This window comes from Roseateles sp. (assembly GCF_052436255.1).
Lineage (GTDB): Bacteria > Pseudomonadota > Gammaproteobacteria > Burkholderiales > Burkholderiaceae_C > Pelomonas.
In genome coordinates this window covers 1-16,418 of record NZ_JBQVNP010000119.1, presented here as the reverse complement: position 1 = coordinate 16,418, position 16,418 = coordinate 1, and the positions used below count along the sequence as shown (strand labels likewise).

The following is a 16,418-nucleotide window of genomic DNA, read 5'->3' as shown; positions in this document are numbered from 1 at the left end:
GCCCGTCGCAGCTGACCGGCGGCAAATCCTCGCCGGGGTCGATGAAGGCCAGCAGCGCGGCGGGTGGCGCCAGCGCACCCAGGGCGATGGCGGCGATGGCCTTGCCACCGAGGGCCTTGCCTTCCAGCGCCACGCGCGGGTCGGCCAGCGTGCCCTGCACGCGCACCGGCGAGCGCAGCGAGAAGAGTGTCAGGTCCTTGGGCTTGGCGACGACGCGCAGGTCCAGGGTCTCGTTGACCATGCTGATGCTGCCGTCGATGTCGATGCGGGTGTCGCGGTTGTCAACGACGGCCGAGCGCGGCCTGAGCACGCCGGCCTTGAAGCGGCCGTCCAGGCGGGCGCAGTTCAGCTCCAGCTTCTTGTCCCCACGCAGCCAGACCATCAGACCCTGCGCAACGTCCAGGCCACTCGCTTCGGTCAGCAGGTGAGAGATGCTGCCCCGGTCGATCTGCAGGCTGACCGGGCCGTCCATGGTGGCCAGCAGCTCGGCAGTGCTTCGGCCGCGGCCCTGCACGTCGATATCGGCGCGCAGCCGGCCCGTCACGGGGTCCGCCCCCATGCTCTTGGTCTCAAACTTGAGCCAGCGCTCGATGGCCATGCCCCGCACGTCCAGGCCGATCTGCCACAGCGGCGGGTTCTGGCCGGTGTCCAGCCGTGCCCAGCCCGAGGCCTCGCCGCCAGCGATGCCGGCGTTGAAGTTGTCCAGCCTGAGTAGGCCGTTCTCAAGCACCAGGCTGGCATTCACCGGTGCCAGCGGGGCCAGGTTGGCGGTGCCGAGGTCAAGCTGGCTCAGGGCGACGGCCACGCGCGCGTCCATGGCCTTGAGTGACGGCAGATCCAGCGGTCGGTCGGGCAGCACGCGGCCGGGGCGGCTGGGTGCCCTGTCAGTGCCGACGGCGGGGCCCAGGTCGGCCAGGCGCAACGGGCCGCCGCGCAGCAGGCCGCTGAGCTGCGAGCGCGCCGGGCGGGTGTCGAATGAGAAGTCGCCGCCGAGATGGCTCTGCCCAATGCGCGCCTTGGCGCCGCCGAGCTGCCAGACGCCCGTGGCGTGCCGCAGCCGTCCGCTCAGATCGACCGAGGGCGTGTTCGGCAGCGTGATGCCGAAAGGCCGGCCGATGTCGGCCAGCGAGCGGCCGCGGACCTGCAACTGGCCGTCGAGCGCGCGTGCATCCAGCAGCGACGCGGCCGTGCCATCGAAGGCGATGCGACCATCGCGCTGGGTCAGCTCCGCACGCAGCCGCACCGGCGGCAGGCCGGCTTCAGGTGGGGCCAGCAGGGCGAGGCCCGCACCGGCCTCGGCCTTCAGCGCCAGTTGCTGGTCGCGCAGCTGCCCCTGCATCTGTGCCGTCCAGCGGCCGTCGGCAGCGGTGGCGAAACGCGCGTCTGCCTGCAGGTGCAGCGGCGCATCGTCCAGTTTGGCTTGGCCGCGGCGGATGACGAGGTGGTCGACTTGGGGCAGCTTGGCCGGTTCGTCGCGGGCGCCGCTGGGCTGCACCGGCCAGGCGGTGCGGCCGTTGGCGTCGCGCTGCCAGTTCAGGGACAAGGTGTCGGCCTCCACCAGGCGCAGCCGTAGCGGTCCGCCGCGGCGCCAGGCCCAGATGTCGCGCCATTGCCAGTTCAGGCGCACCGCCTGCGCCTGGGCCAGCGGCTCGCCGCCCTTGCCAACGACGTTCAGGCGTGCGGCTTCCAGCCGGGGATTCCACAACAGATGAAGCCTGGCGTCATCGTCCATGTCCAGGCCACGGTCGGCTTTGGCGGCCAACCAGGGCGCGAGGCCGGGCCAGCCGGCCAGATCCAGGCTGACCAGGACAACCACAGCGGCCAGCACGACGCCGGCAAGTTTGACGGCGACTTTCATGTCTGCATGCTGGCGGCCGTTCGACCTGTTTGGCGTGGGACGGGCGCGTCGGCGGCTGTAGGACGGGGCCCGGAGGGTGTCTTGTCGGCGTGGTCCCACAAGGATTCGGCGCGCTGACTTAAACAGTTAGGCCACCGCGGCGTCCAAAGTGGCGACACCGGCCAGCAGTGGCCTTTGTTGTCGAAAGGACGCCCGATGAAACAGCCGAAGCTTTCCACCCGCCTGCCCCTGATCGCCGCCCTGATGCTGGCAGCCGGCCTGACCGCCTGCGGCCGCCAGGCTGAAGACGCCGGCACTGTGCCGCGTGCCGACGCCCCCGTGGCCGACGCCAGCCAGCAAAACCGTGACGCCGCCGCCGACAGCACCGTCAGCACGGCGACCGACATGACCATCACCGCCAAGGTCAATGCCGCCCTCGCGGTGGACGACCAGCTCAAGGCAACCCAGATCAACGTCGACACCCGGGATGGCCAGGTGACACTGTCGGGCCAGGCGCCCGACGCGCAGTCGCGCGAGCGCGCCACGACGCTGGTGTCCGCCATCGACGGGGTCAAGCAGGTCAACAACCAACTCGTCGTCGGCCAGAGCTGATCGTCGCAGCAGGTTGGAAGGCGCCCTTCGGGGCGCCTTTTTGTTGTCGGACGCAGCGCCTCGGCATGCCGTGCGACAACTCGCGGCGACGCTGGGTGATATCCCGACCGCTCGGTCGGTAAATCGCCGATACCATGCGCGGGCCACCACGACACGCCGCCATGGACCTCACGATTGCCGCCATCCTCGGCCTCGACGGCCTGACCAACGGGGCCATCTATGCCCTGGTCTCACTGGCTCTGGTGCTGGTGTTCTCGGTCACCCGCATCATCTTCATCCCGCAGGGCGAGTTCGTCGCTTTCGGCGCGCTGACGCTGGCGGCGCTGCAGATGGGCAAGGTCCCAGGCACGGTGTGGCTGCTGCTGCTGACGGCCGTCGGCGCGGCGGTGCTCGATCTTTCGCAGGGCTTGCGGGAGCGCTGGGCGGCCCGGCGCATGGCGCTGTCCCTGCTGAGAACGCTGAGCCTGCCCGTCGCGCTGGCGGTGCTGACGCCGATGCTGCTGACCTGGCAGGCGCCGCTGTGGCTGCAGGTGGCGCTGACGCTGGCCATCGTCACCGCCATGGGCCCGCTGCTCTACCGCCTGGCCTACCGCGCGCTGTCGGCCGCCAGCGTGCTCACCCTGCTGATCGTCTCGGTCGGCGTGCACTTCGCGCTGACCGGCGTCGGCCTGGTCTTCTTCGGCGCCGAGGGCTACCGCACGCCGGCCTTCTGGGAGGCGCGTTTCGATGTCGGGCCGCTGAGCTTCACGGGCCAGACCCTGATCATCTTCGGCGCGTCCATCGTGCTGCTGCTGGCGATGTTCGTGTTCTTCGAGCGCACGCTGATGGGCAAGGCGCTGCGGGCCACCTCGGTCAACCGCAACGGCGCGCGGCTGATGGGCATTTCGGGCGACGCGGCCGGGTCCTTGAGCTTCACGATGGCGGCCTTCATCGGCGCGCTGTCGGGCCTGCTGATCTCGCCGTCGACCACCATCTATTACGACACCGGTTTCCTGATCGGCCTGAAGGGCTTCGTCGCCGCAGTGTTCGCGGGGCTGGCGAGCTTCCCGATGGCGCTGGCCGGCGCGATCGGCGTGGGCTTGATCGAGAGCTTCGGCTCCTTCTGGGCCAGCGCCTTCAAGGAGGTCATCGTGTTCACGGTGATCCTGCCCATCCTCCTGTGGCGGTCCTTTGTGGACCCGCACCACGAGGAGCACTGACGCGATGAACCGCACGCATCTTGCAATCGCCGCCGCAGCGGTCGTGCTGGCGCTGCCCTTCGCCCCGGTGCCCGACTTCTGGATCACCCAGCTCAACTACATCGGCCTGTTCTCCCTCGTCGTGCTCGGCCTGGTGCTGCTGACCGGCGTGGGCGGCCTCACCTCATTCGGCCAGGCCGCGTTTGCCGGTGTCGGCGCCTATGCGACTGCCTATCTGTCGACGACGCTGGCGCTGTCGCCCTGGCTGGGGCTGCTGGCGGGCCTGGCCATCACGCTGGTGCTGGCCCTGGCCATCGGTGCGCTGACGCTGCGCATGTCGGGCCACTACCTGCCGCTGGCCACCATCTGCTGGTGCCTGGCGCTGTACTACCTGGTCGGCAATCTGGAGGCGCTCGGCAAGTACGACGGCCTGCTGGGCCTGCCGGCGCTGACTCTCGGCGACTTCAGCTTCCAGAGCGAGCGCCGCATCTATGTGCTGATCTGGCTGGCGGCGCTGCTCGCGGCCGTGGCGGTGACCCAGCTGCTGGACTCGCGGCCGGGCCGCATCATGCGCGCGCTGAACACCAACCGCGGCGGCGGCACAACCATGCCCGAGGCGATGGGCGCATCGACCTTTCGCTACAAGCTCATCATGTTCGTTGTCGCGGCGCTGCTGGCCTCGGTGTCGGGCTGGCTGTATGCGCACATGCAGCGCAGCGTGAACCCCTCGCCCTTCGGCATCAAGTTCGGCATCGAGTACCTGTTCATGGCCGTCGTCGGCGGCATCGGCACCGTGGGCGGCGCCTTCGTCGGCGCGGCGCTGGTCAAGTTCGCGGAGGACCAGCTCAAGGTCGTGCTGCCGCTGGTCTTCGGCGGCTCGGGCAACTACGAGATCATCGTCTTCGGCATCGTGCTGGTGCTGGTGCTGCGCTTTGCGCCCGACGGGCTGTGGCCCTTGATCTCGCGCTGGCTGCCGGCGCGCCGCGCGCGGGCGGTGGACGAGAACGCGCCAGCGCTGAGCGAGCGCAGCCACCCGCCACGCGGCGCGCCGCTGCTGGATGTGCGCGCCGTACGCAAGCAGTTCGGCGGGCTGGTGGCCGTCAACGACATCAGCTTCAGCATCCGCGCCGGCGACATCGTCGGCCTCATCGGGCCCAACGGCGCCGGCAAGAGCACCACCTTCAACCTGGTCTCCGGCGTGCTGCCGCTGACCTCAGGCGAAGTGGAACTGCTGGGCCAGCGAATGGACGGCCGCCACGCCCGCGACATCGCGCGCGCCGGCCTGTCGCGCACCTTCCAGCATGTGAAGCTGGTGCCCGACATGACCGTGCTGGAGAACGTCGCGCTAGGGACCTATCTGCGCACAAAGAGCGGCACCCTGCGCGCCATGCTGGGCCTGAACGCGGCCGAGGAGGCGCAGGCCCGCGCCGAGGCCATGCGCCAGCTGCGCCGCGTCGGCCTGGCCGAACACGCGCATGAGCTGGCCGGCAACCTGGCCCTGGGGCCGCAGCGCCTGGTCGAGATCGCCCGGGCGCTGGCCAGCGACCCGTCGCTGCTGCTGCTGGACGAACCCGCCGCCGGCCTGCGCCACAAGGAAAAGGAAGCGCTCGCCGAGGTGCTGCGGCAGCTGAAAGGCGAGGGCCTGTCGCTGCTGCTGGTCGAGCACGACATGGACTTCGTCATGAAGCTCACCGACCGCATCGTCGTCATGGAGTTCGGCCGCTGGCTGATGGAAGGCACGCCGGCCGAGGTGCAGGCCAGCCCGGCGGTGCGCGCGGCCTATCTGGGAGCCGACGAATGAGCGCGCTCTTGGAAGTGACCGATCTGCACGCCGGCTACGGCCGCGCCGAGGTGCTGCATGGCCTGAGCTTTGCGGCGCCGGAGAAAAGCGTCGTCACCGTCATCGGCCCGAACGGCGCGGGCAAGTCCACGCTACTGGGCGCGTTGATGGGCCTGATCCCGTCGCGCAGCTCAGCGCTGCGATTTGCCGGTGAAGACATCGCCCGGCTGACGCTCGAAGAGCGCGTCATGGCCGGCCTCGCCCTGGTGCCCGAGAAGCGCGAACTGTTCGGCACGATGACGGTGGAAGACAACCTGCTGCTCGGCGGCTGGCGGCCCAAGAAGCTGGGCGACAAGCGCTGGCGCGACGGGCTGGAAAGCGTCTACACGCGCTTCCCGCGCCTGAAGGAGCGCAGCAGGCAGCACGCGGGCACGCTATCCGGCGGCGAACGCCAGATGCTGGCGCTGGGCCGGGCGTTGATGGGGCAGCCCAAGCTCTTGATGCTCGACGAACCCAGCCTGGGCCTGGCGCCGCTGATCGTGCGCGAGATCTTCGCCATCGTCGACGACCTGCGCGCCAGCGGCGTCAGCATCCTGCTGGTCGAGCAGAACGCCCGCGCGGCGCTGCGCGTGGCGGACCATGGGCATGTGCTGGAGACGGGGGAGTTCGGGCTGAGCGGGCCGGCGGATGAGTTGGCGGCGGACCCGAGGGTCATCGAGACGTATCTCGGGGCGGGCAGGAAACACTAGGTACAGGTTCTTGGGCAGTCCTGAACCTGACAAGTGTCCTGGTCAAGTTTTTTCGGACACAGCGATGGGTTGTTTGACTGCCGATTGCTGCTCGAAGGCGTTGGGTGGCACGGGTGACCAGCTTGCCAATGCCGGGGCGACCGGCCGCTTCTTCATCGAGTTGAGCCAGCCACCGCGTAACGGCCGTCTCGCCGGTGCCGTGATGCCGGGAGTCCGCCCCGGCGGGCGGGACTCCGGCAATGCAGCGATGAGGCGCGGTCTCCGCAAATGCATCCATGCGACGCAGACGCCGCCGGAGTGGTTGCAGTGAAGCCCAACGCAAACCACGTCGCTGACGTTGGGGTTCGCAGAAGTCACCGCCAACCTGCGGATTCAAGCTATTCGATGCGGAACCAGCAAACTCGCCCTGCGGCCCGGTCGTTCGTTCGTCAGCCGCCAAGCCAAAGTCTGGCGAAATCAAACGACAGCTGGCGGTGATGCCGAATGGACAGCAGGTACACCGTGGCCTTGGCCTGCGGCAATGCATCCACCACCGTATAGAGCATCAGGTAGTCGCCATGCAGGTATTCACGCAACGCATCCGGCGCGCCGGCTGGCAGTGCCGCCAACTGCGCCAGCGCCTCGGCCGACTGCGGTGGGTTGGCCAGGTAGCGCCGGCCAATGCGCGGGAAGCGCCGCAGGTTGGGGATGACGGTGGCGCGCAGCTCGGTCAGCAGGTCGTCAAACGCGAACCCGGCGTCCGCTTCCACCAAGAATGCTTGGACAGCGTCCAGGCGCTCCAGGAAGCTCGCGGTCAGCTCTACCCGGTACAGCGGGTCAGCCACGCTTCTTGGCGGCCTTGCCGATGGTGGCTGCCTTGGATGCGGCCGCGCGCCGCTGCTGCAGCTTGGCAATGGCGGCATCGGCCGCGACGGTGCGGCCGGCCGCGATGTCCGCCAGGCCGCGCCGGGCGTCGTCGATGAGCAGCAGGTGAATACGCTCGCGCTCCAGGCGGTGGTAGTAGTCCAGCCGGGCGGCGTCGATCAGCGCGACATAGCTCTCGCCGTTCTTGGTGATGATCTTCTCGGCGCCGGCCTTGGCCTGGTCGGCCAGCTCGGAGAGGTTGGCGCGGGCCTGCGTGAAGGGCACCACGTCGCTGGCGGCAAAACCCATGGTCGGCTCCTGAAGGGGGTGAGTGACAGAATCCTGTGCAGTCTACTTCGCGCCCAGTAGCGCGGACCGCCCGCCTCCTCACCCCGACCGGCCGCAGCCCGCTCACCCTGCCGAGTGCCCCCCATCAATCGCCACCGTCTCTCCCGTCATGAACCGCGAGCGGTTGCCGGCCAGGAAGACGATGGCCTGGGCGATCTCGTCGGGGTCGGCGGCGCGCTTGCCCACCATGCCGGCCAGCATCTGCGCCTTGGCGTTGTCGTCGTGGCCGGTGAGGCGGCTGAGCATGGGGGTCTCCACCGGTCCCGGCGCCACGCCGTTGACGCGCACGCCGTGGGCCGCACCTTCCAGCGCCGCGGTGCGCGTGAGGCCGTCGACCGCGTGCTTGCTGGCGGCGTAGACGCCGAAGCCGGCGAAGCCGACGCGGCCCAGCACCGATGACACGTTGACGATGCTGCCGCCACCCTGCGCCTGCATCACGCGCAGTTCGTGCTTCAGCGAGTTCACGACACCGCGCACATTGGTGTCGAACACGGCCAGGTAGTTCGCATCGGTGGTCTCGCTGATCGGGCCGAAGTCGCCTTCGATGCCGGCGTTGTTGACGGCCACGTCCAGCCGACCGAAACGCTCGACCGTCTGCTCGACGAGGGAACGCACTTCGGCCTCGTGGCGCACGTCGGCGCGGAGGAAGGCGGCAGCCGGGGCGCCGGCGGCGCGCAGTTCGGCCACCAGGGCCTGGCCTTCGGCCTCGCGCCGCCCGCTGGCGACGACGGTGGCGCCTTCCTTGGCGAAGGCGAGGGCGGTGGCGCGGCCGATGCCGGTCAGGGCGCCGGTGATGAGGACGATGGGTGAAGTCATGGAGAGAGCTCCGGGGAGTGGTTGAGTGACTTGACTGTGATTGCCGCTCGGGCAAAGCGGTAGCAGGCCGGATTGCCTAAGATTTATTCCAAACAGGCATTGAAGGCGAAGAGATGGACCGTTTGCAGGCGATGCAGACCCTGGTGCGGGTCGTCGAGCTGGGCAGCTTCTCGGCCGCGGGGCGCGAGCTCGGCAGCACGCAGAGCGCCGTCAGCAAGCAGGTGGCCGCGCTGGAGCGGCAGCTGGGTGCCCAGCTGCTGTCGCGCAGCACGCGGGCGCTCAAGCTCACCGACGCCGGGGAGCGCTATGTGGAGCAGGCGCGGCGGCTGGTGGCCGAGATCGCCGAGGCCGAGAGCGAGCTGCGCGCGGGCGAGCATCGGCTGCAGGGCTGGCTGCGCGTGGCGGCGTCGGCCAGCTTCGGCCGCATGAAGCTGATGCCGCTGGTGCACAGCTTCCTGGCGGCACATCCCGACGTGAAGGTGGACCTGCGGCTGGACGATGGCTACATCGACCTGGTCGAGCATGGCATCGACGTCGCGGTGCGCATCGGCGAGCTGGCGGACTCGGGCCTGGTGGCGCGGCGTATCGGCACCATCCGCCGCGCGGTGGTGGCACGGCGCGGCTACTTCGAGGAACGGGGCATCGCGCCGCCCGCCGAGCCGGCCGACCTGCAGCAGCATGACTGCATCGTCTTCACCGAGCTGCGCGCCGGCCCGGTGTGGGCCTTCGAGGCGGAGCCGGGCGCGGCCGCACCCGTGGGCAGCATGGCCAGCGTGCGCGTGGCCGGGCGCCTGCGCAGCAACAGCGGCGAGGCGGTGCGCGAGGCGGTGCTGGCGGGCATGGGCCTGGCCTATGCGCCGGGCTGGCTGCTGCACGACGAACTGGCCAGCGGCAAGGTGCAGGTGGCGCTGCCGCACTGGCGCGGGCGGGCCCTGCCCATGCACCTCGTCAGCCCGCCGCAGCGGCGGCTGTCGGGCAAGGCCAAGGCGTTCGGCGACCACGTGGCCGCGGGTCTCACGGCCGATTGACCCTCAGCCGGCGCGCGCCCAGACGAGCAGCTTGTTGTTGGCCGGCATGTCGATGCGCTCGCGCAGTCGCAGCCCCGCCGCGGCCGCTTCTGCGGCAACGTCAGCCAGCCGGCGCAGACCCCAGCCGGGGTCGCGGGCGCGCAGGTCGGCGTCAAAGGCGAGGTTGCTGGGGGCCGTCGGCTCGTCGTCGAGCTGGTAGGGGCCGTAGGTCATGAGCAGGCCATCAGCCGCCAGGTGGCGCGCGGCGCCCTGCATCAGCCCGGCCGTGCAGGCCCACGGCGCGATGTGGATCATGTTGGCGCAGTACATGGCATCCACCTGAGCCGGCACGCCGGGCCAGTCGGCGTCGAGCACGTTCAGCATGATCGGCGGCCGCACGCGGGCCAGCCCCTCGCACCAGGCGGCGATGGAGGGCAGGGAGGCGGCATCGAAGTCGCTCGGCTGCCACTGCCAGCCAGGCAGGCCTTCGCAGAGAAAGGCCGCATGCTGGCCGGTGCCGCTGGCGATCTCCAACATCACGCCGGTGGGCGGCAGCAGGCGCTGCAGCGCCGCGAGGATGGGTGGGCCGTTGCGTTCGGCGGCGGGGCTGTGGCGGCGTTGGTCCATGGGCGGGGATTGTGCGGCGCGGCGATTGCCGTCAGGCGCCGAAAGAGTGGCTTGCGGCAAGCGCCGTTTCTCGGCGGTGGCCGGGTGGGCACAGTGAGCCTCGTTGATGTCCAAGGAGCCTCGCATGACCCTCAAGCTTTACCGCCACGCCCTGTCCGGCCACGCCCACCGCGCCGAGCTCGCGCTGTCCCTGCTGGGCCTGCCGCACCAGTTGATCGACGTGGACTTCGCGGCCCGCACGCACAAGACGCTCGAGTTCATCGCCCGCCATCCCTTCGGCCAGCTGCCGCTGCTGGACGACGACGGCCACTGCGTCTGGGACAGCACGGCCATCCTGGTCTACCTGGCCAGCAAGTACGACGCCACCGGCCGCTGGCTGCCGCAGGATGCCGCCGGCCGCGCGGCGGTGCAGGCCTGGATGTCGGTGGCGTCCAGCCTGATCGCCTACGGACCGGCCGCAGCGCGCATGGTGACCGTGTTCGGGGCGCGCTTCGATGCCGATGAGGTCATCGGCCGCGCCCATGGGCTGTTCAAGGTGATGGAGGGCGAGCTGGCGCGCCGCCCCTTCCTGGTGGGCGAGCACGCGACGCTGGCCGACATCGCCGGCTACAGCTACATCGCCAGCGCGCCCGAGGGCAATGTGGACCTGGCACCCTATCCGGCGCTGCGTGCCTGGCTGGCGCGCGTCGAGGCGCTGCCTGGCTTCGTGCCTTTCAAGACCACCGCCGCCGGCCTGCGCGCCGCAGCGTGACCGCCATGGACACCGCCCCCTTCCATGCCGGCGAAGTGGCCGTGCAGGCGCGCCTCGGCGTGGCCGAACGCATGGCCGAGATCGGCCCGCGCGTCGTGCGCGACCACATGCCCGAGCAGCACCAGCGCTTCTACGAACAACTGCCCTTGATGCTGGCCGGCAGCGTGGACCCGGCCGGCCGGCCCTGGGCCACGCTGCTGGTGGGACGGCCCGGCTTTGTGCGTGCGCCGGACGCCGGGCATCTGGACTTCGCCACCACGCCTATTCCGGGCGACCCGGCCGCAGCGGGCATGACGCCGGGCGCGCCGCTGGGCCTGCTGGGCATCGAGCTGCACACGCGGCGGCGCAACCGCGTCAACGGCAGGTTGCTTGCCGCCGGGCCCGCCGGGCTGCGGCTGCAGGTCGAGCAGACGGTGGGGAACTGCCCGCAGTACATCCAGGGCCGCGAGGTGGAGTGGGTGCGCGATGCGGCGGACACGCGGCCGCGCGCCATTGAACGCGTGGCGCAGCTGGACGGCGACGCGGCCTGGCTGATCGCCGCCGCCGACACCTTGTTCGTCGCCACGCATGCCGGCGCTGCCGGGGCGGACGTGTCGCACCGCGGCGGCCCCGCCGGCTTTGTCGTGCAGGAGGACGAAGGAACCCTGCTGGTGCCCGACTACTCGGGCAACCGCATGTTCATGACGCTGGGCAATTTGCAGCTCGACGGCCGCGCGGGGCTGCTCTTCATCGACTTCGAGCGCGGCGACCTGCTGACGCTGACCGGCCGCGCCGAGATCGTCTGGGACGGGCCGGAGCTGGTCGCGCTTGACGGCGCGGAGCGCGCCTGGCGCTTCCATCTCGACGACGGGTACTGGCTGCGCGATGCACTGCCGCTGCGCTGGCACTTCCGCGACTGGGCGCGGGAGAACCTCTAACGCAGCGCTGGATTGGCGCGCAGCCTATCCACCGCGAGATCGACAAAGACGCGCAGCTTCTGCGTCATGTGCCGGCCCTCGTGATGCACGATGTGGACGGGGATGGCGGACGGCTCGAAATCCTCCAGCAACGGCACGAGCTCGCCGCCGGCCAGCGCATCGGCCGCCTGGTAGCTCAGCAGCCGCGCGATACCCAGGCCTGCCAGCGCAAAGGAGCGCGCCGCGTCATTGGTGGTCGTACGCAGCCGGGGCCGGATGCGCTGCACCAGCGGCCGGCCGCCTTCGGCGAAGCGCCATTCGGGGTAGGGCGCGATCTGGGTGGGCTGGATCAGCACATGCCCGGCCAGATCTTCGGGGCGCTGCGGGGCGCCACGCGCGGCCAGATAGGCCGGCGACGCAACGAGCATGCGCCGCACACGGCCGACGGCGATGGCCCTCAACGAGGAGTCGGGCAGCTCGCTGATGCGCACGGCCACGTCCAGGCCTTCGTCGACGAGGTTGACGACGCGGTCGACGAAGACGCATTGCGCGTCGACGTCGGGGTAGCGCCGCAGGTAGTCGGCGACGATGGGTGTCACGTGCAGATTGCCGAACAGCACTGGCGCCGTGACGCTGAGCAGGCCCTTGAGCTGGCTGCGGCTGCCGCTGGTGGCGGCCTCGGAGTCGCCCACGTCGGCCAGGATGCGCCGGCAGTCCTCGGCATAGCGGGCGCCGGCCTCGGTGACGCGCACGGTGCGCGTCGTGCGTGTCAGCAGGCGCACGCCCAGGCGGGCCTCCAGCTCGGCCACGGCGCGCGTGACGACGGGGGCGGACAGGTCCAGCTTGCGCGAGGCCGCCGCGAAGCCGCCGCTGTCGACGACGGCGACGAAGACCTCCATGGCCTGCAGGCGGTCCATGCGGTCAGGCCAGCCGGCCGGCCTGGAAGTCGCGCACGGCCTGCACCAGTTCGGCCTCGGTGTTCATGACGAAGGGGCCGTACTGCGCGATGGGCTCGCCCAGCGGCTTGCCGGCGATCAGCAGCGCGCGGGTCGGTGCGTCACCGGCGGTCAGGCGCACGCCGTCGCTGCCGGGCGTATTGGCCAGGATGGCCATGCGGCCCTCGGGTTGCAGGCAGCCGCTGTCGAACTTCAAGGCGCCTTCGTAGACGTAGACGAAGGCATTGAACTCGGGCGGCAGCGCCTGCTCGAAGCGGGCGCCGGGCGCGAAGTGCAGGTCCAGATACAGCGGCTCGGTGCTGTCGCGTTGTACGGCGCCTTCGACACCATGACTTGAGCCGGCGATGACGCGCGCCCTGACGCCGGCGCGGTCGAACTCGGGCACCTCGTGGCTGGCCACATCGCGGTACCAGGGGTCGCGCAACTTGTCCTTGGCAGGCAGGTTGAGCCAGAGCTGGAAACCGGCCATGCGGCCTGCGTTCTGTTCCGGCGTCTCACTGTGGATGACGCCGCGGCCGGCGGTCATCCACTGCACGCCGCCGTCGCTGATCAGGCCTTCATTGCCGGCCGAGTCGCGGTGGCGCATGCGGCCGGCAAGCATGTAGGTGATGGTCTCGAAGCCGCGGTGCGGGTGGTCGGGGAAGCCGGCGATGTAGTCGTCCGGGTTGTCCGTGCCGAAGGCGTCGAGCATCAGGAAGGGGTCGAGCCGGCGTTGCAGGTTCTGCGTCAGCACACGGTTGAGCTTGACGCCGGCACCGTCACTGGTCGGCTGACCGGCGACCAGGCGCTCGACCCCGCGCGGTTGGTTCAACTGAGGAGTGGCGACGGTGCTCATGACGGTTCCTTAGGCAGCAAGCAATTCGGTGATCCGGGCGCGGGCAGATGCGAGCCCGTGTTCGGCCGCGAAGGCCATGCCTTCAGCGTAGACGAACTCGACATCGGTCATGCCCAGGAAGGCCAGCACGGTGCGCAGATAGGGCGTCATCTGGTCGCTGGGTTGGTCGCGGTGGATGCCGCCGCGGCTGGTGACGATGAAGACCTTCTTGCCGGTCACGAGGCCGACGGGGCCCTTCTCGGTGTATTTGAAGGTGACGCCGGCGCGGGCTACCGCATCGATCCAGTTCTTGAATTGCGCGGTGACGTTGAAGTTGTACATGGGCACGCCGATGACGACCGTGTCGGCGGCCTGCAGCTCGGCGATCAGCGCATCGTCCAGCGCGACGCGGGCTGCTTGCTCCGGCGTGCGCTGGTCGGCCGGCGTGAACAGGGCGCCCAGCGCCACTTCGTCGAGCACGGGCTGGGGGGTCAGCGTCAGGTCGCGCACGGTGACCGTGGCGGCGGCATTGCCAGCGCGCAGCCCGGCGGTCAGTTCATTGGCCAGGCGGGTGGACACCGAGCCTTCGGTGTCGGTGGCACGGCGGGCGCTGGCGTTGATTTGCAGGATGTTCATTCGAGGCTCCGGGATGGCGGGTTGCGATGGAATGAACTCTAGGCAGCGGCAATCAACCGCAGAAGTCGTTGGTTTGCATAAGATTGTTCCGTCAATGGATCAATGAGGCCAGCGTGGAATCCGATGCCGACGACTTGCTGCTGTTTGCCCGTGTCATGGAGGCCGGCAGCTTCAGCCGCGCTGCCGAGCGCGTGCACTGGCCCAAGAGCACCGTGTCGCGGCGCATCGCGGCGCTGGAGACGCGGCTGGGCGAGAAGCTGCTGCAGCGCACCACGCGCAAGCTGACGCTGACCGACTTCGGTGCCGGCGTGCTGGAGCATGCGCGAGCCGTCGCCGCCGAAGTGGACGGCGCGCTGGCCCTGGCCCTGCATCGGCAGCAAAAACCCAGCGGCCGGCTGCGCGTCAGCATGCCGGCCGACTTTGCCGAGCGCGTGGCTGCCGGCATGCTGGCCGAGTTCGCGCTGGCCTACCCCGAGGTGCAGCTGGAGCTGGACCTGACGCCACGACGCGTAGACCTGATCGGCGAGGGTTTCGACCTCGCCATCCGCATGGGCCAGCTCGGCGAGGACAGCCAGCTCGCCGCGCGCCGGCTGGCAACCACGCACTGGGGCCTGTATGCGTCGCCCGCCTACCTGGAACGGATCGGCGAGCCGCTGCTGCCCCAGGCGCTGGACAACATGCACGCGTTGATGCTGCTGACCCGCACCGGCGATCCGGTGCCCTGGCAGCTGCAGCGCGATGGCGCCGAACCCTACCTGGCCCGGCCAGCTCAGCGCACGCTGGCCAACTCGCCCAGCCTGCTGGCGCAACTGGCCCTGAGCGGTGTCGGCATTGCCGGCGTGGACCGCCTGCTGGTGCGCCATTCGATCGAGCTGGGCACGCTGCAGCGCCTGCTGCCCGATTGGCACCTGCCCGGCTCGATCTGCTGGGCCGTGTTCCCCGAGCGGCGGCTGATGCCGCTGCGCACCCGGGTGTTCCTGGAAGCGATGTCAGCCTTGCTGGACGCGTGCCCGGCGCCGGGCGCCTAGGGCGAGCACGGCCAGACCGAGGGCCAGCATGGCGGCCGCACCGGGCTCGGGAACGGGCACGGCCACAGCCAATACGGCGGTGGCAAGCTGCTGGTGGGCCAGTGTGGTCGGGTGGATGGCGTCCCAGAACAACGAGGTGTTGACGTCGCAGTTGTTGACCTCGGCCGCGCAGGCATTCGTCAGATTGCTGAAGCCCGAGGCCGCGCCTGCCTGTACGGTCCTGGTGAGGAAGTCGTACATGTCGAAGCTCTTCACGCCGCTGCCCACCAGTGCGCCCTCGAGCGCGGCGTCCATGTCGAAGCTCAGTGCGCTGGCAAGAGGGCCGACGCCCTTCGCATTGGCCAGCGGCGTGAGGCCGAAGTTGGGCGTGTTCATCACCAGCACATGCTGGGCGCCGGCGAGCTTCAGGCTGGCGACCAGGCCGGCCATGTCGGCGGCGTAGTTGGTGACTGTGGCGGCCACGGTCGCGCTGGCGTCGGCGCCGGCAGCGATGGCCTCCAGCGCCACGCGCACGTTGTTGCCGCCGCCGGCGACCACGTAGAGCGCACTCGCGTCGGCGACGTTGCCGGCGCCATTGAGATAGATGTCGAGCTGCGTGCGCATGCTGAACGGGAAGCCGGGAATCTGCGCCGCGTCGTTCCCGTTCACGCCGGTCTGTGCCCCGCCGAAGGCGTAGTTGGTGCCGCCAGCCACCGAGGGCAGCAGCGTCAGGCCCAGCGACTGCGCCAGGTACTGCGTCCAGACCGGGCCATTCGAATAGGTGCCGGCGCTGGACGGCAGCGGACTGTAGAAGCTGTCGTTCGCCACGACGACGGGCGGCAACACGCCGTTGTAAGCCGGCGTCAGCAACAGCGCGTTGTTGCCGCTGTCGGAGAGGCTGTCGCCAAAGACGAACAGGCTGGAATAGGGGCCGGCGGACGCCGACAAGGCGGCACAAAGACCAAAGCCCGCGAGCATGCGGGCGAGCAGACGGTAGGACATGGGAACTCCCTGGTTTTGCCGCAGGACTTCTGGCGGCTCAGCAGAGCATCAAGGGCCGGCATCGGAGCGTCAACCCGTGAACGCACGAGGCTGAAAAAGGCTGCAACGCAGCCCCCTCGCGCCGCCCTTATTCGGTCTCGTTCTTGAAGGCCACTTCGACGGCCGCCTCGCGGGGTTTGCGCAGGGGCGCAAAACGCCATTGGCGCACCGCGTCGACGGCGGCAGTGCCCAGGCGCGAGTGCGTGGCCTTGATGACCGACGCCTGCTGCACCGAGCCGTCAGTGGCGACCGTGAACTGCACCTGCGCGACGCCGTTGCGGAACGTGCCTTGCTGCAACTGCCGCGGCATCGTCGGGTTGACTTTGGAGACGAGCTTGAGCGGCTCGTCGGGTTCCTCGGGCTCCTCGGGTTCTTCCTGCTCTGGCTGGGCAGGCGGCTGCGCGACCTCCGCCGCGATGGCCATGGGCGCGGCAGGGGCAGGCGTTGACGCGGCGGCCGCGAGGTCCAGCGGGGCGGGTTCGGGTTCCGGTGCCGGCTGGGCGACCAAGGTGGCCGGCGC

The 16,418-nt window shown here is 70.0% G+C and carries 19 protein-coding genes; 9 read left to right on the top strand and 10 right to left on the bottom strand.

The window, feature by feature from the left end:
* Positions 1–1,858: AsmA family protein (locus ACT6S0_RS20895; RefSeq protein ID WP_444765706.1), on the bottom strand; the 1,858-nt coding region annotated here is incomplete at its 3' end.
* Between the two features lie 195 nt (positions 1,859–2,053).
* Between ACT6S0_RS20895 and ACT6S0_RS20890 the strand changes: the two genes are divergently transcribed.
* The 5 genes from ACT6S0_RS20890 to ACT6S0_RS20870 all read left to right on the top strand — a co-directional run bounded on the left by ACT6S0_RS20890 (position 2,054) and on the right by ACT6S0_RS20870 (position 6,466).
* Complete coding sequence (locus ACT6S0_RS20890) at positions 2,054–2,449, top strand: BON domain-containing protein (RefSeq protein ID WP_444765705.1); 396 nt, start codon at positions 2,054–2,056, stop codon at positions 2,447–2,449.
* A 161-nt stretch (positions 2,450–2,610) separates the two neighbouring features.
* Positions 2,611–3,648, top strand: a complete 1,038-nt coding sequence (locus ACT6S0_RS20885) for a branched-chain amino acid ABC transporter permease (protein WP_444765704.1) — start codon at positions 2,611–2,613, stop codon at positions 3,646–3,648.
* Between the two features lie 4 nt (positions 3,649–3,652).
* Positions 3,653–5,428, top strand: coding sequence for a branched-chain amino acid ABC transporter ATP-binding protein/permease (locus ACT6S0_RS20880; protein ID WP_444765703.1), 1,776 nt, complete (start codon positions 3,653–3,655; stop codon positions 5,426–5,428).
* Entirely contained in the window at positions 5,425–6,156 is a 732-nt protein-coding gene (locus tag ACT6S0_RS20875) for an ABC transporter ATP-binding protein (RefSeq protein ID WP_444765702.1), read from the top strand. The genes ACT6S0_RS20880 and ACT6S0_RS20875 overlap by 4 nt, the downstream gene beginning before the upstream one ends.
* Before the next feature lie 64 nt (positions 6,157–6,220).
* The gene (locus ACT6S0_RS20870) at positions 6,221–6,466 is read left to right on the top strand and encodes a hypothetical protein (protein WP_444765701.1); all 246 of its coding nucleotides are present in this window, start codon (positions 6,221–6,223) and stop codon (positions 6,464–6,466) included.
* 118 nt (positions 6,467–6,584) lie between these two features.
* Here the strand turns inward: ACT6S0_RS20870 and ACT6S0_RS20865 are convergent, their stop codons facing one another.
* The 3 genes from ACT6S0_RS20865 to ACT6S0_RS20855 form a co-directional block, all read right to left on the bottom strand.
* Entirely contained in the window at positions 6,585–6,980 is a 396-nt protein-coding gene (locus ACT6S0_RS20865; RefSeq protein WP_444765700.1) for a type II toxin-antitoxin system RelE/ParE family toxin, read from the bottom strand.
* The gene (locus ACT6S0_RS20860) at positions 6,973–7,308 is read right to left on the bottom strand and encodes a type II toxin-antitoxin system Phd/YefM family antitoxin (RefSeq protein ID WP_444765699.1); all 336 of its coding nucleotides are present in this window, start codon (positions 7,306–7,308) and stop codon (positions 6,973–6,975) included. The genes ACT6S0_RS20865 and ACT6S0_RS20860 overlap by 8 nt, the downstream gene beginning before the upstream one ends.
* 102 nt (positions 7,309–7,410) lie before the next feature.
* The gene (locus ACT6S0_RS20855; RefSeq protein WP_444765698.1) at positions 7,411–8,163 is read right to left on the bottom strand and encodes an SDR family NAD(P)-dependent oxidoreductase; all 753 of its coding nucleotides are present in this window, start codon (positions 8,161–8,163) and stop codon (positions 7,411–7,413) included.
* Positions 8,164–8,276: 113 nt separating this feature from the next.
* Here ACT6S0_RS20855 and ACT6S0_RS20850 point away from each other — a divergent pair, with 113 nt between their 5' ends.
* Entirely contained in the window at positions 8,277–9,191 is a 915-nt protein-coding gene (locus ACT6S0_RS20850) for a LysR family transcriptional regulator (RefSeq protein WP_444765697.1), read from the top strand.
* A gap of 3 nt (positions 9,192–9,194) precedes the next feature.
* On the opposite strand, the gene ACT6S0_RS20845 is transcribed toward ACT6S0_RS20850, so the two are convergent.
* Entirely contained in the window at positions 9,195–9,797 is a 603-nt protein-coding gene (locus tag ACT6S0_RS20845; RefSeq protein WP_444765696.1) for a DUF938 domain-containing protein, read from the bottom strand.
* Between the two features lie 124 nt (positions 9,798–9,921).
* Between ACT6S0_RS20845 and ACT6S0_RS20840 the strand changes: the two genes are divergently transcribed.
* Together ACT6S0_RS20840 and ACT6S0_RS20835 are read left to right on the top strand one after the other, a co-directional pair.
* Positions 9,922–10,548 carry a glutathione S-transferase family protein gene (locus tag ACT6S0_RS20840; RefSeq protein WP_444765695.1) on the top strand — a complete coding sequence of 209 codons (627 nt, stop codon included), beginning with the start codon at positions 9,922–9,924 and terminating at the stop codon, positions 10,546–10,548.
* A 5-nt stretch (positions 10,549–10,553) separates the two neighbouring features.
* Positions 10,554–11,465: a pyridoxamine 5'-phosphate oxidase family protein gene (locus ACT6S0_RS20835; protein WP_444765694.1), complete on the top strand. Its 912-nt coding sequence runs from the start codon at positions 10,554–10,556 to the stop codon at positions 11,463–11,465.
* Here ACT6S0_RS20835 and ACT6S0_RS20830 read toward each other — a convergent pair.
* From ACT6S0_RS20830 to ACT6S0_RS20820, 3 genes are read right to left on the bottom strand one after another with little or no spacing between them, the layout of a single operon-like run.
* Positions 11,462–12,361: a LysR family transcriptional regulator gene (locus ACT6S0_RS20830; protein WP_444765693.1), complete on the bottom strand. Its 900-nt coding sequence runs from the start codon at positions 12,359–12,361 to the stop codon at positions 11,462–11,464. The two genes, ACT6S0_RS20835 and ACT6S0_RS20830, sit on opposite strands and share 4 nt — an antisense overlap.
* A gap of 4 nt (positions 12,362–12,365) precedes the next feature.
* The gene (locus ACT6S0_RS20825; protein WP_444765692.1) at positions 12,366–13,235 is read right to left on the bottom strand and encodes a pirin family protein; all 870 of its coding nucleotides are present in this window, start codon (positions 13,233–13,235) and stop codon (positions 12,366–12,368) included.
* Positions 13,236–13,244: 9 nt separating this feature from the next.
* Positions 13,245–13,850, bottom strand: a complete 606-nt coding sequence (locus ACT6S0_RS20820) for an FMN-dependent NADH-azoreductase (RefSeq protein ID WP_444765691.1) — start codon at positions 13,848–13,850, stop codon at positions 13,245–13,247.
* Between the two features lie 113 nt (positions 13,851–13,963).
* On the opposite strand from ACT6S0_RS20820, the gene ACT6S0_RS20815 reads away from it, so the two are divergent.
* On the top strand, positions 13,964–14,878 hold the full coding sequence (locus tag ACT6S0_RS20815) for a LysR family transcriptional regulator (protein WP_444765690.1): 915 nt from the start codon (positions 13,964–13,966) through the stop codon (positions 14,876–14,878).
* On the opposite strand, the gene ACT6S0_RS20810 is transcribed toward ACT6S0_RS20815, so the two are convergent.
* Positions 14,840–15,859 (bottom strand): SGNH/GDSL hydrolase family protein, encoded by a 1,020-nt coding sequence (locus tag ACT6S0_RS20810; protein ID WP_444765689.1) that lies wholly within the window; start codon positions 15,857–15,859, stop codon positions 14,840–14,842. The genes ACT6S0_RS20815 and ACT6S0_RS20810 overlap by 39 nt on opposite strands.
* 127 nt (positions 15,860–15,986) lie before the next feature.
* Positions 15,987–16,418: energy transducer TonB (locus ACT6S0_RS20805; RefSeq protein WP_444765688.1), on the bottom strand; the 432-nt coding region annotated here is incomplete at its 5' end.

Bases quoted from the DNA above. Each gene is read 5' to 3' on its own strand.
- ACT6S0_RS20890 (WP_444765705.1), top strand. From the start codon at position 2,054: ATGAAACAGCCGAAGCTTTCCACCCGCCTGCCCCTGATCGCCGCCCTG.
- ACT6S0_RS20885 (WP_444765704.1), top strand. From the start codon at position 2,611: ATGGACCTCACGATTGCCGCCATCCTCGGCCTCGACGGCCTGACCAAC.
- ACT6S0_RS20880 (WP_444765703.1), top strand. From the start codon at position 3,653: ATGAACCGCACGCATCTTGCAATCGCCGCCGCAGCGGTCGTGCTGGCG.
- ACT6S0_RS20875 (WP_444765702.1), top strand. From the start codon at position 5,425: ATGAGCGCGCTCTTGGAAGTGACCGATCTGCACGCCGGCTACGGCCGC.
- ACT6S0_RS20870 (WP_444765701.1), top strand. From the start codon at position 6,221: ATGGGTTGTTTGACTGCCGATTGCTGCTCGAAGGCGTTGGGTGGCACG.
- ACT6S0_RS20860 (WP_444765699.1), bottom strand. From the start codon at position 7,308: ATGGGTTTTGCCGCCAGCGACGTGGTGCCCTTCACGCAGGCCCGCGCC.
- ACT6S0_RS20855 (WP_444765698.1), bottom strand. From the start codon at position 8,163: ATGACTTCACCCATCGTCCTCATCACCGGCGCCCTGACCGGCATCGGC.
- ACT6S0_RS20850 (WP_444765697.1), top strand. From the start codon at position 8,277: ATGGACCGTTTGCAGGCGATGCAGACCCTGGTGCGGGTCGTCGAGCTG.
- ACT6S0_RS20845 (WP_444765696.1), bottom strand. From the start codon at position 9,797: ATGGACCAACGCCGCCACAGCCCCGCCGCCGAACGCAACGGCCCACCC.
- ACT6S0_RS20840 (WP_444765695.1), top strand. From the start codon at position 9,922: ATGACCCTCAAGCTTTACCGCCACGCCCTGTCCGGCCACGCCCACCGC.
- ACT6S0_RS20835 (WP_444765694.1), top strand. From the start codon at position 10,554: ATGGACACCGCCCCCTTCCATGCCGGCGAAGTGGCCGTGCAGGCGCGC.
- ACT6S0_RS20830 (WP_444765693.1), bottom strand. From the start codon at position 12,361: ATGGACCGCCTGCAGGCCATGGAGGTCTTCGTCGCCGTCGTCGACAGC.
- ACT6S0_RS20825 (WP_444765692.1), bottom strand. From the start codon at position 13,235: ATGAGCACCGTCGCCACTCCTCAGTTGAACCAACCGCGCGGGGTCGAG.
- ACT6S0_RS20820 (WP_444765691.1), bottom strand. From the start codon at position 13,850: ATGAACATCCTGCAAATCAACGCCAGCGCCCGCCGTGCCACCGACACC.
- ACT6S0_RS20810 (WP_444765689.1), bottom strand. From the start codon at position 15,859: ATGTCCTACCGTCTGCTCGCCCGCATGCTCGCGGGCTTTGGTCTTTGT.